The sequence below is a fragment of the Enterobacter sp. FUJ80071 genome (assembly GCF_038739915.1).
Taxonomy (GTDB): Bacteria; Pseudomonadota; Gammaproteobacteria; order Enterobacterales; family Enterobacteriaceae; genus Enterobacter; species Enterobacter kobei.
In genome coordinates this window covers 238,795-259,841 of record NZ_JBBXKH010000001.1, presented here as the reverse complement: position 1 = coordinate 259,841, position 21,047 = coordinate 238,795, and the positions used below count along the sequence as shown (strand labels likewise).

The 21,047-nt window shown below is 55.8% G+C and carries 18 protein-coding genes; 6 read left to right on the top strand and 12 right to left on the bottom strand.

From position 1 onward, the window contains the following. Nucleotides 1–53: 53 nt before the first annotated feature. The gene (locus AAER43_RS01195; RefSeq protein WP_050862171.1) at nt 54–410 is read right to left on the bottom strand and encodes a DUF2500 domain-containing protein; all 357 of its coding nucleotides are present in this window, start codon (nt 408–410) and stop codon (nt 54–56) included. Nucleotides 411–539: 129 nt separating this feature from the next. Here AAER43_RS01195 and AAER43_RS01190 point away from each other — a divergent pair, with 129 nt between their 5' ends. After that, on the top strand, nt 540–1,166 hold the full coding sequence (locus AAER43_RS01190; protein WP_014882108.1) for a lysoplasmalogenase: 627 nt from the start codon (nt 540–542) through the stop codon (nt 1,164–1,166). 76 nt (nt 1,167–1,242) lie between these two features. Further along, nucleotides 1,243–3,414, top strand: a complete 2,172-nt coding sequence (zntA, locus tag AAER43_RS01185; protein ID WP_050862170.1) for a Zn(II)/Cd(II)/Pb(II) translocating P-type ATPase ZntA — start codon at nt 1,243–1,245, stop codon at nt 3,412–3,414. An 88-nt stretch (nt 3,415–3,502) separates the two neighbouring features. Here zntA and ubiA read toward each other — a convergent pair whose 3' ends face one another. From ubiA to malK, 5 genes are all read right to left on the bottom strand, one after another. Next, complete coding sequence (ubiA, locus tag AAER43_RS01180; RefSeq protein WP_014882106.1) at nt 3,503–4,372, bottom strand: 4-hydroxybenzoate octaprenyltransferase; 870 nt, start codon at nt 4,370–4,372, stop codon at nt 3,503–3,505. A 12-nt stretch (nt 4,373–4,384) separates the two neighbouring features. Beyond that, nucleotides 4,385–4,882, bottom strand: a complete 498-nt coding sequence (gene ubiC, locus AAER43_RS01175; protein WP_014882105.1) for a chorismate lyase — start codon at nt 4,880–4,882, stop codon at nt 4,385–4,387. 180 nt (nt 4,883–5,062) lie between these two features. Beyond that, entirely contained in the window at nt 5,063–6,016 is a 954-nt protein-coding gene (malM, locus tag AAER43_RS01170; protein WP_050862169.1) for a maltose operon protein MalM, read from the bottom strand. Nucleotides 6,017–6,128: 112 nt separating this feature from the next. After that, complete coding sequence (locus AAER43_RS01165; protein ID WP_032637773.1) at nt 6,129–7,472, bottom strand: maltoporin; 1,344 nt, start codon at nt 7,470–7,472, stop codon at nt 6,129–6,131. Nucleotides 7,473–7,543: 71 nt separating this feature from the next. After that, nucleotides 7,544–8,653: a maltose/maltodextrin ABC transporter ATP-binding protein MalK gene (gene malK / locus AAER43_RS01160; RefSeq protein ID WP_014882102.1), complete on the bottom strand. Its 1,110-nt coding sequence runs from the start codon at nt 8,651–8,653 to the stop codon at nt 7,544–7,546. A 369-nt stretch (nt 8,654–9,022) separates the two neighbouring features. Here malK and malE point away from each other — a divergent pair, with 369 nt between their 5' ends. The 3 genes from malE to malG all read left to right on the top strand — a co-directional run bounded on the left by malE (nt 9,023) and on the right by malG (nt 12,783). Beyond that, nucleotides 9,023–10,213 carry a maltose/maltodextrin ABC transporter substrate-binding protein MalE gene (gene malE, locus AAER43_RS01155; protein ID WP_023331781.1) on the top strand — a complete coding sequence of 397 codons (1,191 nt, stop codon included), beginning with the start codon at nt 9,023–9,025 and terminating at the stop codon, nt 10,211–10,213. A 120-nt stretch (nt 10,214–10,333) separates the two neighbouring features. Further along, the gene (malF, locus tag AAER43_RS01150; RefSeq protein WP_014882101.1) at nt 10,334–11,878 is read left to right on the top strand and encodes a maltose ABC transporter permease MalF; all 1,545 of its coding nucleotides are present in this window, start codon (nt 10,334–10,336) and stop codon (nt 11,876–11,878) included. A gap of 14 nt (nt 11,879–11,892) precedes the next feature. Beyond that, on the top strand, nt 11,893–12,783 hold the full coding sequence (gene malG / locus AAER43_RS01145) for a maltose ABC transporter permease MalG (protein ID WP_003860332.1): 891 nt from the start codon (nt 11,893–11,895) through the stop codon (nt 12,781–12,783). Nucleotides 12,784–12,879: 96 nt separating this feature from the next. Here the strand turns inward: malG and psiE are convergent, their stop codons facing one another. The 6 genes from psiE to pgi form a co-directional block, all read right to left on the bottom strand. Then, nucleotides 12,880–13,290 (bottom strand): phosphate-starvation-inducible protein PsiE, encoded by a 411-nt coding sequence (gene psiE, locus AAER43_RS01140; protein WP_000202963.1) that lies wholly within the window; start codon nt 13,288–13,290, stop codon nt 12,880–12,882. Nucleotides 13,291–13,468: 178 nt separating this feature from the next. Further along, complete coding sequence (locus AAER43_RS01135; protein WP_014882099.1) at nt 13,469–15,565, bottom strand: YjbH domain-containing protein; 2,097 nt, start codon at nt 15,563–15,565, stop codon at nt 13,469–13,471. Further along, nucleotides 15,562–16,302 carry a capsule biosynthesis GfcC D2 domain-containing protein gene (locus AAER43_RS01130; protein WP_014882098.1) on the bottom strand — a complete coding sequence of 247 codons (741 nt, stop codon included), beginning with the start codon at nt 16,300–16,302 and terminating at the stop codon, nt 15,562–15,564. The genes AAER43_RS01135 and AAER43_RS01130 overlap by 4 nt, the downstream gene beginning before the upstream one ends. After that, a complete protein-coding gene (locus AAER43_RS01125) occupies nt 16,299–16,937 on the bottom strand; it encodes a YjbF family lipoprotein (protein ID WP_014882097.1) in 639 nt (212 codons plus the stop codon). The genes AAER43_RS01130 and AAER43_RS01125 overlap by 4 nt, the downstream gene beginning before the upstream one ends. Before the next feature lie 63 nt (nt 16,938–17,000). Then, nucleotides 17,001–17,243: an exopolysaccharide production protein YjbE gene (gene yjbE, locus AAER43_RS01120; protein WP_003860341.1), complete on the bottom strand. Its 243-nt coding sequence runs from the start codon at nt 17,241–17,243 to the stop codon at nt 17,001–17,003. 367 nt (nt 17,244–17,610) lie between these two features. Continuing rightward, nucleotides 17,611–19,260 (bottom strand): glucose-6-phosphate isomerase, encoded by a 1,650-nt coding sequence (gene pgi / locus AAER43_RS01115; RefSeq protein ID WP_014882096.1) that lies wholly within the window; start codon nt 19,258–19,260, stop codon nt 17,611–17,613. Between the two features lie 373 nt (nt 19,261–19,633). On the opposite strand from pgi, the gene lysC reads away from it, so the two are divergent. After that, nucleotides 19,634–20,983 carry a lysine-sensitive aspartokinase 3 gene (gene lysC / locus AAER43_RS01110; RefSeq protein WP_023331779.1) on the top strand — a complete coding sequence of 450 codons (1,350 nt, stop codon included), beginning with the start codon at nt 19,634–19,636 and terminating at the stop codon, nt 20,981–20,983. Nucleotides 20,984–21,047 lie beyond the last annotated feature (64 nt).

Here is a 21,047-nt window from a genome sequence, read left to right as displayed (position 1 = left end):
CCTGATGCCCTCACCCTAACCCTCTCCCACCGGGAGAGGGGACCGATCGCGCATTATTCCGCCCTAAAACCTTCAAACCGCGACCCTTTGTAGCTCAGCATTCCTTTCTCACCCACCGTCAACTGGTGGTACTGCTGCGCCTCCAGGCGGAAAGTCATCTCCAGCCCGCCGGTTTCCGGCTTAAAGCTGGCTTCATAGCGCATCGTCGCGCCTGCAGGCGTAACCTGCTGTTGGCGAGAGCGTCGGTCGTTGAGGGCTTTCTCGCGCTTATTGCTCACCACCACCCGCTTTTGCATCAGCGGTGCGGCATCGTTATCCGCCTTTTCCCGGCGCTGCTGCACGAAGCGAAACGAGGCGGCAATGACGATAATCGCTACCACGATAATGAAAAACAGCGGCATCTTGATCATTGAAACATCCCATCAGATTATGCGGAATTCAGGATACCTCGCCTGCCCCGGCATTGCCAAACGCCCGCCCGCGTCACTACACTGGATCAGAAACTGATTATTCAGCCTTAACAGTTACAGGGAGTTAATATGCTTTGGTCATTTATCGCTGTCTGTTTTTCCGCATGGCTTTATGTTGATGCGTCCTACCGTGGCCCAGCCTGGCAGCGCTGGTTGTTTAAACCCGTCACGCTGTTGCTCCTTCTGCTGCTTGCCTGGCAAGCGCCGATGTTTAACGCCATCAGCTACCTGGTTCTCGCCGGGCTGTGCGCGTCCCTGATTGGCGATGCCTTAACCCTGCTCCCGCGTCAGCGTCTGCTGTATGCCGTTGGGGCGTTTTTCCTGTCGCATCTGCTGTATACCATCTACTTCGCCAGCCAGATGACGCTCTCCTTCTTCTGGCCGCTGCCGCTGGTGCTGCTGGTGATTGGCGCACTGCTGATAGCGGTGATCTGGTCGCGTCTGGAAGAGATGCGTTTGCCAGTCTGTACATTTATCGCCATGACGCTGGTGATGGTGTGGCTCGCTGGCGAGCTCTGGTTCTTCCGCCCGACGTCTCAGGCGATGTCTGCGTTCTTCGGCGCAGCACTGCTCTTACTCGGTAATATCGTCTGGCTGGGCAGCCACTATCGCCGTCGCTTCCGCGCCGACAACGCGATTGCTTCCGCCTGCTACTTTGCCGGGCACTTCCTGATCGTGCGTTCGCTGTATATCTAAATAACGCTTGACTCTGGAGTCGACTCCAGAGTGTATGCTGCGGTTAATGAGAAAATTATCATTACCGGAGACTGCCATGTCGACTCCAGAAACACCTAAAAAAATCCCACAATTTTCGGCACTTAAGCTCAGCCCGGTTCCGCCAAAAGAGGACTGCTGCTGCGAGGGGAGCTGCGAAACGCAAGCCGACGCGCTGCCCGAAAGCGGTAATCGCTACAGCTGGGCCGTCAACGGTATGGACTGCGCAGCCTGCGCACGTAAAGTGGAAAATGCGGTCAAACAGGTGCCGGGCGTCAGCCACGTTCAGGTGCTTTTTGCGACCGAAAAGCTGTTAGTCAGCGCCGACAAGGATGTCAGTAAGCAGGTTGAAGCCGCCGTCAGCAAGGCGGGATACACCCTGCGCAGCGAAACAGCCCCTGTCGAAAAGACCGCCTCCCTGAAGGAAAATCTGCCGCTCATTACCCTCATCATCATGATGGCCCTGAGCTGGGGTCTGGAACGGATCAACCATCCGTTTGGCAACCTGGCGTTTATCGCCACCACGCTGGTCGGACTGTTTCCGATTGCCCGCCAGGCATTACGTCTGATGAGAAGCGGCAGCTGGTTCGCCATCGAAACGCTGATGAGCGTGGCGGCGATCGGCGCGCTGTTTATCGGCGCGACGGCGGAAGCGGCGATGGTTCTGCTGCTGTTCCTGATCGGCGAACGGCTTGAGGGCTGGGCCGCCAGCCGCGCGCGTAATGGGGTGAGCGCGTTGATGGCACTGAAGCCGGAAACCGCGACGCGGGTTAACGAAGGCAAACGTGAAACGGTCGCCATCAGCACGCTGCGCCCGGGCGACGTCATTGAAGTCGCCGCAGGGGGGCGCTTGCCTGCCGATGGCGCACTGCTTAGCGCCACCGCAAGCTTTGATGAAAGCGCCCTGACAGGGGAATCCATTCCGGTTGAGCGTACCGCGGGAGAAAAAGTGCCTGCAGGCGCCACCAGCGTTGACCGCCTGGTGCAGCTTGAGGTGCTTTCCGGGCCCGGCGACAGCGCCATCGACCGTATCCTGAAGCTGATTGAAGAAGCTGAAGAGCGTCGTGCCCCCGTCGAGCGTTTTATCGATCGCTTTAGCCGGATTTACACGCCCGCAATTATGCTGGTTGCTCTGCTGGTTACGCTCGTTCCACCGCTGTTCTTTGGCGCGCCCTGGGAGGGCTGGATTTATAAAGGTCTGACCCTGCTGCTGATTGGCTGCCCGTGCGCGCTGGTGATCTCCACGCCAGCGGCGATCACCTCCGGTCTGGCGGCAGCGGCACGTCGCGGGGCGCTGATTAAAGGCGGTGCGGCGCTGGAGCAGCTGAGCCAGGTTCAGCATATCGCCTTCGACAAAACCGGCACGTTAACCGTCGGCAAACCCCAGGTGACCGGCATTTATCCGCAGGATATCGCTGAAGATGAACTGCTTACCTTAGCCGCCGCCGTCGAACAGGGTTCCACCCACCCGCTGGCGCAGGCCATTGTGCGGGAAGCGCAGGCTCGCGGATTACCGATTCCGGCGGCCACCGCCCAGCGGGCGCTGGTCGGGTCCGGGATTGAGGCCAACGTCGACGGTAAAAAGGTCCTGATTGTCGCGGCGGGTCACTCCCCTTCAGCACAGGTTCAGGCGTTAGAGCAGGCAGGGCAAACTGTCGTGGTTGTTATGCAGGACGGCGTGACGAAAGGGATGCTGGCGCTGCGCGATACCCTGCGTGATGACGCGAAGGAAGCCGTAGCGGCGCTGCATCAGCTGGGCGTGCAGGGCGTGATCCTGACCGGGGATAACCCACGTGCGGCGTCAGCCATTGCGGGTGAACTGGGACTGGAATTTAAAGCTGGATTGCTGCCCGCCGATAAGGTCAGTGCGGTAACCGAGCTGAACAGCCACGCCCCGCTCGCGATGGTCGGGGACGGCATTAACGATGCACCCGCGATGAAAGCATCCACCATAGGCATTGCGATGGGAAGCGGCACCGACGTGGCGCTGGAGACGGCAGACGCGGCGCTGACGCATAACCGTCTGACCGGGCTGGCAGAGATGATCGGCCTGGCGCGGGCGACGCGGGCCAATATCCGCCAGAACATCGGGATTGCGCTCGGACTGAAGGGGATTTTCCTGGTGACGACGCTGCTCGGCATGACCGGGCTGTGGCTGGCAGTGCTGGCGGATACGGGGGCAACGGTGCTGGTGACGGCGAACGCGCTCAGGCTGTTGCGTCGTCGATAAAAAAACGCCCGGTGGCGCTAACGCTTACCGGGCCTACATGTTCTGCCAGATCGTAGGTCGGGTAAGGCGAAGCCGCCACCCGACTTTTTTATAAGAAATAGCTCATCGCCAGGCCTAAAAACAGCACCAGCCCGACATAGTTATTATTCAAAAACGCTTTAAAGCAGGCTTCACGTTCGCGTTTGGCAATCAGCTTTTGCTGGTAAGCAAACAGCAATCCCGCCACCAGCACCGACCAGTAAAACTCCCAGTTCAGCCCGTTCAGACGGCCAATCGCGACCATCAGTGCCAGTACCGCGACCTGTAAAATGCCGATGATCAGTTTGTCCTGACGTCCAAAGAGAATGGCGGTCGATTTAATACCAATTTTCAGGTCATCGTCGCGGTCTACCATCGCGTATTGCGTGTCATACGCCACGGCCCAGAGAATGTTCGCCAGGAACATCAGCCAGCAGCTGAGCGGTAGGGATTCACTCACCGCCGCAAACGCCATCGGAATCGACCAGCCAAATGCCGCGCCCAACACAACCTGAGGCAGGTGGGTATAGCGCTTCATGAACGGATAAACCCAGGCCAGTGCAAGCGCAGCGACGGAAAGCAGAATTGTCATGGTGTTCAGCGTTAACACCAGCAGGAATGAGAGCAGCACCAGTACGAGGAACAGCACGCGGGCTTCTTTTCCGGTCACCTGGCCGCTGGGTAACGGACGGTTGGCTGTCCGTTTTACATGGCCGTCGAATTTACGATCGGCATAGTCATTCACCACGCAGCCCGCCGCGCGCATCAACCAGACACCGGCGACAAATACGCCCAGGATCCATAGCGGCGGTACGCCCGGCGTTGCAACCCACAGCGCCCATAAGGTCGGCCACAGCAGCAGTAACGCGCCAATAGGTTTATCAGTACGCATTAAGCGGTGATACGCCAACAGCTTATTCTGCGTCAGGCTCCACTCCATTTTTTCTTCCTCTTAGTACAACGGTGATGCCGGTAAAAAAAGTTCCGTCAGGATTAACGGCTTACCGCTCAGGCGAAGGCGGGAACGGCGTCCCCACAGTTCGGCATCACGCCCAATCTCAATAAAATCCCGGGTCAGCTCAGATGAGGTAAAAAGATAACGTCCCAGCGGGGTTTTCCCCAGCCGCTGCAGCGCCAGCTCAGGCCCGGAAAGGGTGGACTCGGGCACTACCGTCCGTCCGGCAAGCCAGGGCTCACCATCGGCACAGAGCAAAATTTCGCGCAGCCAGTAGCGTTCCTCTTGCGGCAGCAGCGGCAGCTCGCTGGCGATCTCATCGCCGGAGACAAACCCTTCCTGTATCAGGGTCACCGTGACCGTTTTACCTTGCTGTTCAAAACGTTTCGTCATGGAATCTTCCAGCAGCAACCAGTCCAGTTGCTGCGGATCAAGCGCAGGTATTTGGTCGAAATAGCGCAGCGCACGCAGTTGCGTTAGCGCGGGGTGTGACATGCCAGACTCTCCGATACATAACGTAATGGCATTGTATCGCAGAAACACGGATTAAGGGGGGCCAAACGTTATTTAACGATCACGATCGCAACATGGATGCAACAGCCTGGCGGACACGAAAAAAAGTGCGCCCACTCAGGCGCACTAAACTACTGACAAATCAGCACTGTGGGGAAACGGTTACCCCTTGCCTTTTACACTGCTGATAAAGGTGGAACGGGCAGTGGTTGAACCTAAACGTTCGGCTTCATCAAGCAGTTTCAGCGCTTTATCGACATCGCCGCGCTTCACCGCCTGCTTAATAGCGTTGTTGAAGTATTCTTCGGTGTCGTTCAGTACCGGCTCAGCTTTCTTCGCCGGTGCTGGTGCGGCGGCTGCTACCGGTGCGGCTGCGGTGGCAACTGGTGCGGTATAGGCAGGTGCGGCGGTATTACCCACGGTTACCGGGCCGTTACCGGAGGAGCCAAACAGCGGGCCGACCAGCACGCTGGAACCGCTGTTCGTTTTCACCTTCAGCTTTAACGTTCCGTCGGTGACGTGGCGTGCAATCGGGTCTGGAATATCAGGTACGGCGTTGCCGGTGCCCTTCGCATAGGCTTTGGCCGGGTCAAGCAGCGTGGTGGTTTTCTGCAGATCTTGCTCAGTCGTAAAGACCAGCACGTAGAGTTTTTGCTGTCCCAGCGCAGGCGTAAGACGCATGACACCTTCCAGACGATCGGCACTCATTACGCCAGGTTCCTGATAAGTAAAATATTCACTTGGGAAAAAGGCAGATGGTGTCATGTTCTGATCGAGAATCAACACGTTTGGCGCAAATACGCTCGTCTGCTTGTTGACTTCACTGGTCAAGGTAATGGCCAGTTCACCGATATTAGCAGGTACGCTATACGCAGCGACCGGGCCAGTAATACCCGGAACATTAATCGTTTGTCCGCCTGTTGAGAGCTGGGTGGTCTGGGTTTTAGACTGATCGACAGGCGTCCAGACCAGCTGTTGCAGTGTCGCCGCCGGAATGGCTGGTGCAGATGTTGTATTCTGCGGAACGAAGTTCACGTTAGCGAGCGTGACGGCAGGCGCGCTTGCCAGCAGCCCTGCGGATAAACAAAGGGCAAGAAGAGTTTTGTTCATTTTCATTGTTATCACCTCAAAATGCACAGGTCAGCGGTAGCCAGGCAATAGCGCGCCGTCCCAAGGATTGAGGGGCTTGCGCCCCTCAGTTTGGTCATTACTTCAGGTTAAGACAGTATTACCACCAGATTTCCATCTGGGCGCCGAAGGACCACTCGTCGTTGTCGCCACGACCGAAGGAACCACCGTTGAAGCCATCTTTAACCGCTTTACCGAAGTTAGGGTTATTCGCTGGGTTACCGTTGTAGTCATAGCCCCACTTCTCATCCCACTTCGCATAGGTTGCGAAGACGCGGATTGCTGGACGTGACCAGATGCTGTCGCCAGCCTGCCACTGTTGCGCCAGGGTGATTTTGTACTGGTTGTTGGTTTCGCCAGTTTCCTGGGATTTGACGTTGTCGTAGCCCACTTCCAGCAAGGTGCTCATGATTGGTGTCCATTTGAACATTGGACGAACACCTACAGTCCACCACTTGGTGCCGTTGTTGTTATCCCAGTCGATATCCTGATACATACCGACGTACATCAGGTCCCAACGATCGCCCAGAGAGATTGCACCGTGGTCAAGGATACGCAGCAGGCTGCCGTTGTTGTTGATGTCATAGGCAAAACCGGTATTGCCATCAATGCCTACGCCAGAACCTTGAGACAGGCCTTTACCCTGAGAGGTCATGGAGTCGGTGGCGTACTGAACCACAAACTTGTTGTAGCCTTTCAGCATGCTCTGGGTGTGTTCAGCGGTGAACATCCAGCCGTCTTTAGACGCACCGTCAACCAGACGATAGTCATCACGTGGGTTAGCACGGCCATAGTCAACGCCCAGCTCAAGGGTGCCGCCTGGGTTAACTTCCATCTGCGCTAAACGCACGTCAAAGACGTCGTTCGCGGTGCGGGTGGTGTAATCATAAATACTGTTGCTGGCGAAGGAGGAAGAACCGCCTGATTCAGAAGAGCGGGTTGCTGCCAGAGAAAGTTTACCGAAACCGACGTCAATATTTTCCAGACCCGCACCAGGACCAGAGATATCCCAGTAGTAGAAGTCGATCATGTGAACGTCATGACGCTGATAGAAGCGCTTACCAGCCCAGATGGTGGAACCTGGCAGCCATTCGATCAGGTTTTTACCCTGCACGTTGGCTTCACGGAACGCCGGGTCAGTGGCTTCCCAGTCGTTCTGTTGTGCTACGGAATACGCTACGTTGGTGTCGAAGTAGAAGCTCTTGTCGCCTTCTTTCCACACTTCCTGGCCCAGCTTCAATTCCGCATAGGTTTCACATTCGTTACCAAGACGGTATTTACTTTGAGCACCGGTTGCCTGGAAGCACTGTTGTTCGCCGCCACTCCCCGTCCAGCCGATACCGGAACGAGCATAACCATGGAAATCCACGGCCATTGCCTGAGCAGACATTACGCCCGCTGCGACGGCAACTGCCAGAGGAAGTTTGCGCAGAGTAATCATCATTCTATCTCCTGAGATCATTGCTTTTCTTTGAACACTTCACCTGTCGGTTTCGTGTCTTCTTTTGGGATTGCTTAAACGCCTGGCTCTTTATGCAACCGACGACATGCAGTGCCATCCTCACGGAACAGATGGCAACGCTCTGGCGGCAAGCCGATAGCGAATGTGGCACCCTCTTCTACCAACACCACGTCATTCTGGCGGTAGACCAGGTTCTGACGAATGGCGGGGATCTGGATATGAATCTGTGTTTCGTGACCAAGCTGTTCAACGACCTGAACGTCACCTTCCAGCGTCACATCGGCAATGTGACTCGGCAGGAGATGCTCAGGGCGGATACCGAGGGACATGTTTGCCCCGACCTGTACGTTGGCGCTGTCCACCGGCAGCCAGACTTGCTGGCGGTTTGGTAGCTCCACCTGTACCTGTTCAATGGCCGTTGCAGTCACTTTAACGGGCAGGAAGTTCATCTTTGGCGAGCCAATAAAGCCTGCAACAAAGCGGTCTGCCGGATAGTGATAGAGCTCCAGCGGTTTGCCCACCTGCGCCACGCGACCGGCATCCAGCACCACGATTTTGTCGGCCAGCGTCATCGCTTCGACCTGATCGTGGGTGACGTAAATCATCGTGCGGCCAAGACGTTTGTGCAGACGGGAGATTTCGATACGCATCTGAACGCGCAGGGCGGCATCCAGGTTAGAAAGGGGTTCGTCGAGCAGGAACACGCGCGGTTCGGCCACCAGCGTACGGCCAATCGCCACACGCTGACGCTGACCGCCGGAAAGCGCTTTCGGTTTACGCTCCAGCAGGTGCGCCAGCTGTAATACTTCCGCCACCTGGGTGACGCGCTGGTTAATCACGTCTTTCTTCGCGCCGGCCAGCTTCAGGCCAAAGGACATGTTCTCGGCAACGGAAAGATGGGGATAAAGTGCATAAGACTGGAACACCATACCGACGCCACGTTCGGCAGGCGGAATGTCGTTCATTCGGGTATCACCGATCAGCAGGTCGCCGCTGGTGATGGTTTCAAGACCGGCAATCATACGCAGCAGAGTAGATTTACCACAGCCTGATGGGCCGACAAACACCACAAACTCACCTTCAGTGATGTCCAGATTGATGTCTTTTGACACCACTACGTCGCCCCAGGCTTTCGTTACATTACGCAGCTGTACGCTCGCCATGCCCTTCTCCCTTCGTTACAACCTGTCACCGACAGAAACATTCAACATAAGTTCACTATGGGGTATCCATAACTTTCACGAATCCTCCACCCCCCGGCTTTTTTATGGGGGAGGAGGCGGGAGGATGAGAGAGCAGGCTCTGCGACCGCAGCCGGGGGGCTGAGGCGAAATTCGTGAAGCCGCCTGCAAAATTCGGTGGGTTTTTATGTGCGCCAGCACTCATAACTTAAATTTATGCAACGGAGATCACACAAACAGGGGGTGGGGCGTAGGGGTTGGGAGGATGGAAAGAGGATGTCAAATAAGGAGACTGATTCACGTTGAACCACTGAAGTCATACTACGAGACATCACCAAAAGGATGGCAGATATGAATATCAAGACTGGCGCACGCGTTTTCGCATTGTCCGCCCTTGCAGCAATGATGGTTTCCGCACCGGCGCTCGCCAAAATTGAAGAAGGCAAGCTGGTTATCTGGATTAACGGCGACAAAGGCTATAACGGCCTGGCCGAAGTGGGCAAAAAATTCGAGAAAGACACCGGTATCAAAGTTACCGTAGAACATCCGGACAAACTGGAAGAGAAATTCCCGCAGGTTGCAGCAACCGGCGACGGCCCGGACATCATCTTCTGGGCGCATGACCGTTTCGGCGGCTACGCGCAGTCTGGCCTGCTGGCTGAAGTCACCCCGGACAAAGCGTTCCAGGACAAACTCTTCCCGTTCACCTGGGATGCCGTTCGCTACAACGGCAAGCTGATCGCTTACCCTATCGCAGTTGAAGCCCTGTCTCTGATTTACAACAAAGACCTGGTACCAAACCCACCGAAAACCTGGGAAGAGATCCCGAAACTGGATAAAGAGCTGAAGGCGAAAGGTAAATCCGCTCTGATGTTCAACCTGCAAGAGCCGTACTTCACCTGGCCGCTGATTGCTGCCGACGGCGGTTACGCGTTCAAGTTTGAAAACGGCAAATATGACGTGAAAGACGTGGGCGTGGATAACGCAGGCGCGAAAAAAGGCCTGACCTTCCTGGTTGACCTGATCAAGAACAAACACATGAACGCGGATACCGATTACTCCATCGCGGAAGCGGCGTTCAACAAAGGCGAAACCGCGATGACCATCAACGGTCCGTGGGCCTGGACCAACATCGATAAGAGCAAAATCAACTACGGCGTAACGCTGCTGCCAACCTTCAACGGCAAGCCGTCTAAACCGTTCGTTGGCGTGCTGAGTGCGGGTATCAACGCCGCCAGCCCGAACAAAGAGCTGGCGAAAGAGTTCCTGGAAAACTACCTGCTGACCGATCAGGGTCTGGATGAAGTGAACAAGGATAAACCGCTGGGCGCCGTGGCGCTGAAATCCTTCCAGGATCAGCTGGCGAAAGATCCACGCATCGCGGCCACTATGGATAACGCCCAGAAAGGCGAAATCATGCCGAACATCCCACAGATGGCAGCGTTCTGGTACGCCACCCGTACTGCAGTCATCAACGCAGCAAGCGGTCGTCAGACTGTTGATGCCGCGCTGAAGGATGCGCAGGGTCGTATTACTAAATAAGCAGAAAAACGGCGGGTGGCGCGTGCGCTTACCCGCCCTACGACTACGGCACGATCCGTAGGTCAGGTAAGCGCCGCGCCACCTGACGAAAAGTTTCCACCGTTGTAGAGGAAGAACCCCATGGATGTCATTAAAAAGAAGCACTGGTGGCAAAGCGACGCGCTGAAATGGTCAGTGATAGGTCTGCTGTGTCTACTGGTGGGTTACCTTGTTGTTTTAATGTACGTACAAGGGGAATATCTCTTTGCCATCATGACGCTGATCTTAAGCTCTGCTGGCCTGTATATTTTCGCCAACCGTAAAGCCTATGCCTGGCGCTATGTTTACCCTGGCGTGGCCGGGATGGGGCTGTTTGTCCTGTTCCCACTGATCTGTACCATCGCCATTGCATTCACCAACTACAGCAGCACCAACCAGCTTGCGCAGGAACGCGCCCAACAGGTGCTTCTGGACCGATCCTATCAGGCGGGAAAAACCTTTAATTTCGGCCTGTATCCTGCGGGTGACGAATGGAAGTTAGCGCTCACTGACGGTGAGAGCGGCAAAAACTATATTTCCGACGCGTTTAAATTTGGCGGCGAGCAGAAGCTGGCCTTAAAAGAGGCTGCGGCCCTGCCGGAAGGTGAACGTGCTAACCTGCGTATCATTACCCAGAATCGCCAGGCGTTGACCCAGCTCACCGCCGTGCTGCCAGATGAAAGCAAAGTGACCATGAGCTCGCTGCGCCAGTTCTCCGGCACGCAGCCGCTCTATACCCTGGCAAAAGACGGCACGCTGACTAACAATCAGAGCGGCGTGAAGTATCGCCCGAACAACGACATTGGTTTCTATCAGTCCATTACTGCCGACGGCAAATGGGGTGATGACAAACTCAGTCCGGGTTATACCGTTACCATCGGCTGGGATAACTTTACCCGCGTGTTCACCGACGAAGGCATCCAGAAACCGTTCTTCGCCATCTTCGTCTGGACGGTGATTTTCTCGGTGCTCACCGTGATCCTGACCGTGGCCGTGGGCATGGTGCTGGCCTGTCTCGTGCAGTGGGAATCCCTGAAAGGCAAAGCGATTTACCGCGTGCTGCTGATTCTGCCGTATGCCGTGCCGTCGTTTATCTCGATTCTGATTTTCAAAGGGCTGTTTAACCAGAGCTTCGGTGAAATCAACATGATGCTGAGCGCGCTGTTCGGTATCAAACCGGCCTGGTTCAGCGACCCAACCACCGCCCGCTCGATGATTATTATCGTGAACACCTGGCTGGGCTACCCGTACATGATGATCCTGTGCATGGGCCTGCTGAAGGCTATCCCGGACGATCTGTACGAAGCTTCAGCGATGGACGGCGCGGGTCCGTTCCAGAACTTCTTTAAAATTACGCTGCCGCTGCTCATTAAGCCGCTGACCCCGCTGATGATTGCCAGCTTTGCCTTTAACTTTAACAACTTCGTGCTGATTCAGCTGTTGACCAACGGTGGCCCGGACCGTCTCGGCACCACCACGCCGGCAGGCTATACCGACCTGCTTGTGAGCTACACCTACCGTATCGCCTTCGAAGGCGGCGGCGGACAGGACTTCGGTCTGGCAGCAGCCATTGCCACCCTGATCTTCCTGCTGGTTGGTGCCCTGGCGATTGTGAACCTGAAAGCCACACGTATGAAATTTGACTAAGGAGGGCATCGATCATGGCTATGGTACAACCCAAATCTCAGAAATTGCGCCTCCTGGCGACACACTTAGGCCTGCTGATTTTCATCGCGGCAATCATGTTCCCGCTGCTGATGGTTATCGCGATCTCCCTGCGTTCGGGTAACTTCGCGACCGGGAGTCTCATCCCGGACGAAATCTCCTGGGAGCACTGGAAGCTGGCGCTGGGCTTCAGCGTGGAGCATGCGGATGGACGCGTGACTCCCCCGCCGTTCCCGGTGCTGCTGTGGCTGTGGAACTCGGTGAAAGTGGCGACCATTACCGCAATCGGTATTGTCACGCTCTCCACCACCTGTGCTTACGCCTTCGCCCGTATGCGTTTCCCGGGCAAAGCGACGCTGCTGAAAGGCATGCTCATTTTCCAGATGTTCCCGGCCGTGCTGTCGCTGGTCGCGTTGTATGCCCTGTTTGACCGTCTGGGTCAGTACGTGCCGTTTATCGGCCTGAACACCCACGGCGGCGTGATCTTCGCCTATCTTGGCGGTATCGCCCTGCATGTGTGGACCATCAAAGGGTATTTCGAAACCATCGACGGTTCGCTGGAAGAGGCGGCCGCGCTGGATGGCGCTACTCCGTGGCAGGCCTTCCGTCTGGTGCTGCTGCCGCTGTCGGTACCTATCCTGGCGGTGGTGTTTATCCTGTCGTTTATCGCTGCGATCACCGAAGTGCCGGTCGCCTCTCTGTTACTGCGCGACGTGAACAGTTACACCCTGGCCGTGGGTATGCAGCAATACCTCAACCCGCAAAACTACCTGTGGGGCGACTTTGCTGCGGCGGCTGTACTCTCTGCCATCCCGATTACCGTGGTATTCCTGCTGGCCCAGCGCTGGCTGGTTAACGGCCTGACGGCGGGCGGTGTGAAAGGTTAAGTTTCATTTGTTATGCCACTGCAACCCTCAACTTTAGACGTATTGTATTGACCCAACTTGTGACTGTTGTTAGGCGCTCTTCGGAGCGCCATTTTTTTATTCCCGTTTCAGCCGCTTCGAGTTACACAGCCAGAGGGTGATCACCAGCAGCAGGATCGCCGCCGAGTAGATCAGCACGTCGAGGGGAGATTTATGATCGACGATGATCAGCCGCACAATCGCGGTGATCCCAATGTAGACAAAATAGCGCAGCGGGAAGTGAAAGCCCGACTGAAAGTACTTCACAATCAGGGCAATAAACTCGAAGTAGAGAAAGTAGACCACCAGGCCTTCCACCAGCGCATATTTGCTGGTTTGTTCAGGGGCGAACAGCACATCCGCCAGATGCACCGTCTCTTTGCCAAGGAAGACGACCAGAATCAGACCAAGGCTTAGCAGACCGAGATTTAGCACGGTCTGGAGGATCGTTGAGATAAACTCAACGCGCGGGCGAGTCAGGGAAGTCATACAGCACCTCATTCTCCAGGGCGAGGTTCCTGTATAACGCAAAAATGTGACGGGGATCTATATTTTTTGTTTATGTTTTGTCCGCATTAGCATTCTTGCCGGTCGGCACTGCGTTTGCCCGGCCTACAAAAACACTCTCGTAGGCCCGGTAAGCGCAGCGTCACCGGGCAAACAAGCATCAGCGGAAGTTAACGTTCTTATCGCTGGTCATGTCATACAGCTGGAACTTACGCCCAAGCTGCTGGCCCCCGTCGCGGGTCAGCGGTGTCCAGCCCACTGCCGCACGGCTGCGGGTTGGGCCTGACGAGAAGAGATCCAGCGGAATCGACACATAGACCCCTTTAGTGAAGTCCCCTTCCCCGTACTCGTCCGGCGAGACGTTGGTGATGGTGGCATAACCGCCCACCACGACGCCGCTGTCGAAGTGTTTGGAGATATCCAGCGTGCCACCCTTGTCGCCCGCCAGATACTGGCCGACGCTGGCTTTCACCAGTACGTCCTGCGCGAATGATGGTGTCCAGTAGGCGGTCAGATGGCCCGTTTTGACGCTGTAGTCGGTGAACTTCATCATGTCCTGCGCGCTGCGCCAGTCACGCTGTTTCACGTAGTTGGCATCAATCCCAAATGCCCAGTTGCTGTCGACAGGACGGTAAAGCACCTCTGCCCCTGCGCCACCGAACATGGTTTCCAGATATCCGCCGTACACCTGGCCGTAGAAACCGTTGCCGAAGTACTGGAAGTAGTTGGCCTGCAGGTTATTCACGTAGACATCGTTCTGCACATATTCACGAACGCGAGTTCTTACGCGCGGCAGTTTTGAATCGTTCGGCGGGTTGGTGTAGTTAAATTTGTCGTAGTTGTTGGCGATATTGCCGAACAGGCTACCGGTAGTCAGCAGATGGTCGGTGACCCACAGATCTGCCGTCGCCATTGCGCCCAGCTGATACATGTAGAAGTTTTCCGGTCCGCCAACGGACTGGTTCAGCACCGGATCGATATGGAAATCAAAGCGCGACTTGTCGATATACCAGCCTTGCTCGGTGGTGTCTGGCACGACCGGCTCAACGCGTTTTTGCACCAGCTCGGTTTCATGCCCAAGCGGCTCGCCTTCGAGATGGCGCTTGAGGCTGGCAACGTCCGTTTCCGTCGTCACCTGTGGCAGGTTCAGGCGGTTCTCGGTCACGCGGATCGTGCGGATCCCGTCCGGGAGATCGTTCATGACGATCCGGTTGGCGCGTTCGATCCCTTCCCGCGAGTCGCGGTATTTCACCTGCTCGCCGGTGACGTAAAGCGTGTCGCCCTTGGTCTGAATCTTCGGATCCGCCAGACCGGCATTGTATTTCAGCAGCGTCAGCTGATTTGCCACCACGGAGTGCTGCAGAATCGCATCCTGCGGCTCCGGCTGGTAGGCTGGCCGCGCGTTATCATTGTAGTGTGGCCGCATGTCGTTAAAGTTGGTGCGCAGCGTGAAACCAAACATCACGGTATTACCGCGCTCGTAGCTGAGGTTAACGTCGGCCCAGTCGGTGACGCGATAAATGGCGCCGACGTTAAACTTGCTCTTCTGCTCAATCTTCCCGGCGAAATCCTGAGAGTAGTCGTTTCCTTCGTACTCCAGCTTCAGGCGCAATGGCTGCCAGGGGGTCTGGTATTCCACGCCACCGAACAGCGAGGCCGGGCCATGGAACATCTGGTCGCCGTTGATGGAACCCGCTTTCTGGTAACTGTTATCGCGGTAGCAATATTTATCGCTGTAGGTGCAGAACGGGTTTTTGACGTTACCGCTGGTACCGAGATAGCCCCATCCCAGGCCAAGCGAGAAGTCGAACGGCCCCCAGGCCTTGCTGGCCACAATGTATTCCGCATCAAACAGGCCGGTCCCGCCGATATCTTTGGCCCCCACGGACACCTGCGGCATCCAGTAGCTCTCTTCCCACAGGCGCAGCTTGAGGTCGAAGGCTTTATCTTTGTAAGTCTGGTCGCCAGAGAACGCCTCGACGCTGCTGTACTGTTTCGTTCGCACATCGGTGTAGCGCAGCGTGGTTTCAAGCCACGGGAAAAGCTGTACCGAGGCGGAATAGTAGCGGTACTGGTCGTTATCGCGGTAGTTCAGACTGATTTCCCCTTCACGCGCCATGCGCGCGGTGGGCGTTTGCAGTAAACCGACGCCGCCGAAGTCTGACTGAGACGGGCCAATGGGTGCCGGATACGTTTCTGCATGACAGGCGGCGCTTACACAGAGCGCCAGCATGCTGTAGAGATAGGTTTTTTTCATTCTTCCGGTATCCGCTGTGTCAGGGAGTGAAGGATATCGGCGTTAAGCCCGTCATATGCCTTCGTCCAGAAATGGTCGGCAAAACCGACAAAAATGATGCTGCCAGGCATGGGCTCGATATGGCGTTTATTCCAGTAAGCTACCGGCGCTTTTTGCGTGTGCCCGTCAGGGTAAACGACCCAGGCGTAGCTGTTATCGGCACCGCTCAGCAGGCTTTGCTCGTCGAGATAGCTCACCACGTCGCGACCTGGCGTAAAGGGCTTTTTACCCGGGCTGCTGACAAGCCCCATCACGGTCACCGTCGTCGGTTTTACGGGCAGCCAGAGGGTGTACTCCCCTTCAAGGGTTGGGTTGCCCTTTTCCGTGACGCGCACTTCATCGGGATCAAGATTCACCTTCTGGCGGCCAGTCACCTTCAGCGCCTGAAGCTGCTGGCGAATGCTATTGATTGCTGCGGCATCGTCACCGTCTTCCTGCGCCGCCAGACCTGTCAGACGGGCAAGCAGTGCAAGATGTTCTTGCTCTGCCTTAATCGTTGCCTGACGCTCGCCGATCACCGCCCCCGGCCACCAGCTGTTGGCAAGCCTCGGCTGCCCGACGAGATCGAGCAGATGTTCAGCGTTGGTTAACGTTTTGGGTTTCTCGTTGTCCGCCGTGTAGACCTTCACCGTTCCTGCAGACCATGCCGCAGGGGTTGCAAGGCTCGCAATTAGCGCAACGCGGATAATTGTTTTCATGATTTTGCGGCCTTGATCAGCGTGGTTTTCACCGGGAAGAAACCGGCACCTAGATACTGCAGGGACTGACGGATTTGCCCTTCCTCGTCGATCCAGAAGCGGTTATGCCAGGTGGCCTGGTCGGTTGTTACCTCTTCATCCAGCACGCGTACCTGGGTTTCATCGCTCCCTACTTTCACACTGTCGGTGCCATCCCAGCGGAAGGTGGAATGCGCCGTGGCGTAACGCACCTGCTTGTGTTCAGTCCAGCCCATCGTGCGCGTCCAGCCAGCGCCGTCGGTAATCTGGTTCGGCTTGATCAGCGGATCGGCCGCGATATTGTTCACCTCAAGCAGGTTGTCGCCCCCGAGCAGGGTTTTCACGATACGGCCATGCTGCGTCACGATGGTGGCCTGATCCTGCGTCACCCATTTCTGCTGCCCGTTTTCATCGAAAGCGAGCACCACAAACAGTTGCGGGCCATCATTAAGCTGCATGTACTGGCTGGCGTAGGGCATGTTCTGAAGTTCGTCATCGGTCAATTGCACGCCCGGCGTACCGAACAGGCTGTCCCACAGTGAATGACCCAGCCCTTTGGTGGTGGCTGAGCACGCCTGCAACAGCAGGCAAATCAGAATGATTGCAGGTCGCTTCACGACTCTTCTCCGAAGGGGCGAAATAACCACACCGAAGTGTGGTTATGATTAAAACACCCGGTCTTACTGGGTGCTGGTTGTCGTAGTGGTCGTGGTTCCGGTATTGGAGCCATCACCGCCACCGGTTGCCGCCAGCGCGACACCCACGGCTGAACTTACGGCGCTGGTGCTGGCTGCGGTAGAGCTTCCCGCAGACGCAGACGTCGCTGCCGACCCTGCTGCTTCCCCGACCTGGACCGGAGCTGCATAGACAGATGTCGCCGCAAGTGCAGATATGGCAAAAATGCCATACAGTACTTTCTTCATAACAATTTCCCTTCAATGAATGAATGGAGATTTGCCCGAAAAGAAATTCAGGCGGAATCGAGTATACACAACTAAAGCAGCGGGATTACCGTGAGGGGAAATAGGGAAGGGGTTTTCGGACTAATGGATAAAATCGAAATGAAAAGCAAATAATTAAAATATATAATAGCTAAAAATCAATAATTTATAATATAAACCCATTATCTTACTTCTACGTATTTTCTTAAAATAAACCGCAGCAATTAACGGGTTAACCGTCTTTTTCGGATTAAACTCACATCCAGAATTTGAGTTAACTAACAGACATCAGGAATTATCCGATAAAAAAATGCCGGCATTTCGCCGGCACATTTTCATGATGTTTTAATTACGCGCGCCAGGCTTTATAGCGGTTAATCAAACCATTGGTCGAGCTGTCGTGGCTGGTGATCGCTTTATCGTCACCCAGCTCTGGCAGAATGCGGTTTGCCAGCTGTTTGCCCAGTTCAACGCCCCACTGGTCAAAGGTGAAGATGTTCAGGATGGCACCCTGAGTAAAGATCTTGTGCTCGTACAGCGCAATCAGCGCACCCAGGCTGAACGGGGTGATTTCACGCAGCAGGATGGAGTTGGTTGGGCGGTTGCCTTCGAACACTTTGAACGGCACAACGTGGTCCAGCGTGGCCGGATCTTTACCCTGATCGCGATACTCCTGCTCAACCACCTCGCGGGATTTACCGAACGCCAGCGCTTCAGTCTGGGCGAAGAAGTTAGACAGCAGTTTTGGATGGTGGTCAGACAGCGGGTTATGGGTAATAGCCGGGGCGATGAAATCGCACGGTACCATTTTGGTTCCCTGGTGGATCAGCTGGTAGAACGCGTGCTGGCCGTTAGTGCCCGGCTCACCCCAGATGATTGGACCCGTCTGGTAATCCACCGCGTTGCCATTACGGTCAACGTACTTACCGTTGGATTCCATATTGCCCTGCTGGAAGTAGGCCGCAAAGCGGTGCATGTACTGGTCGTACGGCAGGATCGCTTCGGTTTCAGCGCCAAAGAAGTTGTTGTACCAGATACCAATCAGCGCCAGCAGCACCGGCAGGTTTTTCTCAGGTGCGGTGGTGGAGAAGTGTTTATCCATCGCGTGCGCGCCGGAGAGCAGTTCTACGAAGTTATCGAAGCCTACGGACAGAATGATGGACAAACCGATGGCAGACCACAGAGAGTAACGGCCGCCAACCCAGTCCCAGAACTCGAACATGTTCGCGGTGTCGATACCGAACTCGCCAACCGCTTTACCATTGGTGGACAGCGCCGCAAAGTGTTTCGCCACGTGCTTGTTGTCGCCCGCGGTTTTCAGGAACCAGTCACGCGCGCTGTGGGCGTTGGTCATGGTTTCCTGGGTGGTGAAGGTTTTAGACGCCACCAGGAACAGGGTGGTTTCCGGGTTCACGTTCTTCAGCACTTCCGCGATGTGAGTACCATCGACGTTAGACACGAAATGCATGTTGAGGTGGTTTTTGTACGGACGCAGCGCTTCGGTCACCATGAACGGACCCAGGTCAGAACCGCCGATGCCGATGTTTACCACGTCGGTGATCGCTTTACCGGTATAGCCTTTCCAGCTACCGGAGATGATCGCTTCGGAGAAAGCTTTCATCTTTTCCAGCACCGCGTTCACTTCCGGCATCACATCTTTGCCGTCAACGATGATTGGCGTATTGCTACGGTTACGCAGGGCCACGTGCAGCACAGCACGGTCTTCGGTGCGGTTGATTTTCTCGCCGGAGAACATGGACTTGATAGCGTCGGCAAGCTGAGTCTCTTTTGCCAGATCCTGCAGCTTTGCCAGCGTCTCTTCGGTAATGCGGTTTTTGGAAAAATCCACCAGCATCAGGTCGTCGAAGGTCGCGGAGAACTTAGCGAAACGATCGGCATCTTTCGCGAACAGATCCGCGATGGTGACGTCTTTCATTTCATCAAAATGTTTCTGGAGTGCCTGCCAGGCAGCGGTCTGCGTTGGGTTGATGTTTTTCATTAGCAATACTCTTCTGATTTGAGAATTGTGACTGCGGTCGATTGTAGCGCCTGCAAATAAAAATTGTGATGGTTTTTATGCCATTGCCCTGGCCTGCATCAAACACAGGTGAAAAGACCCGAAAAGTATAGCTGCTGAAGTGCCCTCCCGGGCGGCGAATTGTCGGTCAAAAGGGGGTAAAACGGAGCATAAAATATGGCCCTGTTATAAGTCCTGTTTCTCAGGGGTACCCCCCCATAAAAAATCCGCATAATCCCAGCATTGACAGGACCTCCCCCGCATTTTATTTATAGGGCCGTATTTTGCGCCTGCACCTGTTTTCGTTTCACTCTTGTGCCAAGGTCGCTTATTCATTCCCTGACACGAGGTTGTTATGACGAGTTTTGTGGTCGCCAAGTTTGGCGGCACCAGTGTGGCCGACTACGATGCCATGAACCGCAGCGCCGATGTGGTGCTGGCCGATCCGAATACCCGCCTGGTGGTGCTCTCCGCATCCGCTGGCGTGACGAACCTGCTGGTTTCTCTGTCTGAAGGACTGGAAGCGACAGAACGTTTCGTGAAGCTGGATGCACTGCGCAAAATTCAGTTCGACATCCTTGAGCGTCTGCAGAATCCAAACGTGATCCGCGAAGAAGTGGAACGCCTGCTGGAAAATATCACTACCCTGGCAGAAGCAGCGTCTCTGGCCACCTCCACCGCCCTGACCGATGAACTGGTCAGCCACGGTGAATTGATGTCTACCCTGCTGTTTGTTGAAATCATGCGCGAACGTAACGTTCAGGCGCAGTGGTTTGACGTGCGTAAAGTGATGCGCACCAGTGACCGTTTTGGCCGCGCTGAACCGGACGTTGAGATGCTGGCTGAGCTCACCAACCAGCAACTGGCACCGCGCCTGGCTGAAGGCATGGTGGTCACCCAGGGCTTTATCGGCAGCGAAGCCAAAGGTCGCACGACGACGCTGGGCCGTGGCGGCAGCGACTATACCGCGGCTCTGCTGGGTGAAGCTCTGCATGCCACCCGTGTGGATATCTGGACTGACGTGCCGGGTATCTACACCACCGACCCGCGCGTGGTTTCCGCGGCGAAACGTATTGATGTGATCGCGTTTGAAGAAGCGGCGGAAATGGCCACCTTCGGCGCGAAGGTGCTACACCCGGCAACGCTGCTGCCTGCCGTGCGCAGCGATATTCCGGTCTTCGTGGGCTCCAGTAAAGATCCTAAAGCGGGCGGCACGCTGGTTTGCAAGAAAACGGAAAACCCACCGCTGTTCCGTGCGCTGGCCCTGCGCCGTCGCCAGACGCTGGTGACGCTGCATAGCCACAATATGCTCCACTCCCGCGGTTTCCTGGCAGAGGTGTTTGGCATTCTGGCGCGTCACAATATCTCCGTAGACCTCATCACCACCTCCGAAGTGAGCATTGCGCTGACGCTGGACACTACCGGCTCGACCTCCACCGGCGATACCCTGCTGACGCAGTCGCTGCTGATTGAGTTGTCCGAGCTGTGCCGCGTGGAAGTGGAAGAAAACCTGGCGCTGGTGGCCATCATTGGCAACAAGCTGTCGCGCGCCTGCGGCGTGGGCAAAGAGGTGTTTGGTGTGCTCGACCCGTTCAACATCCGCATGATTTGCTACGGTGCCTCCAGCTACAACCTTTGTTTCCTGGTCCCTGCCGATCAGGCTGAGCAGGTCGTGCAGAAACTTCATCAGAATTTGTTTGAATAAAATTCGTTAGCACGTTAAACAATATCGATAAGCCGGGCACAGACCCGGCTTTTTCATAACAAAA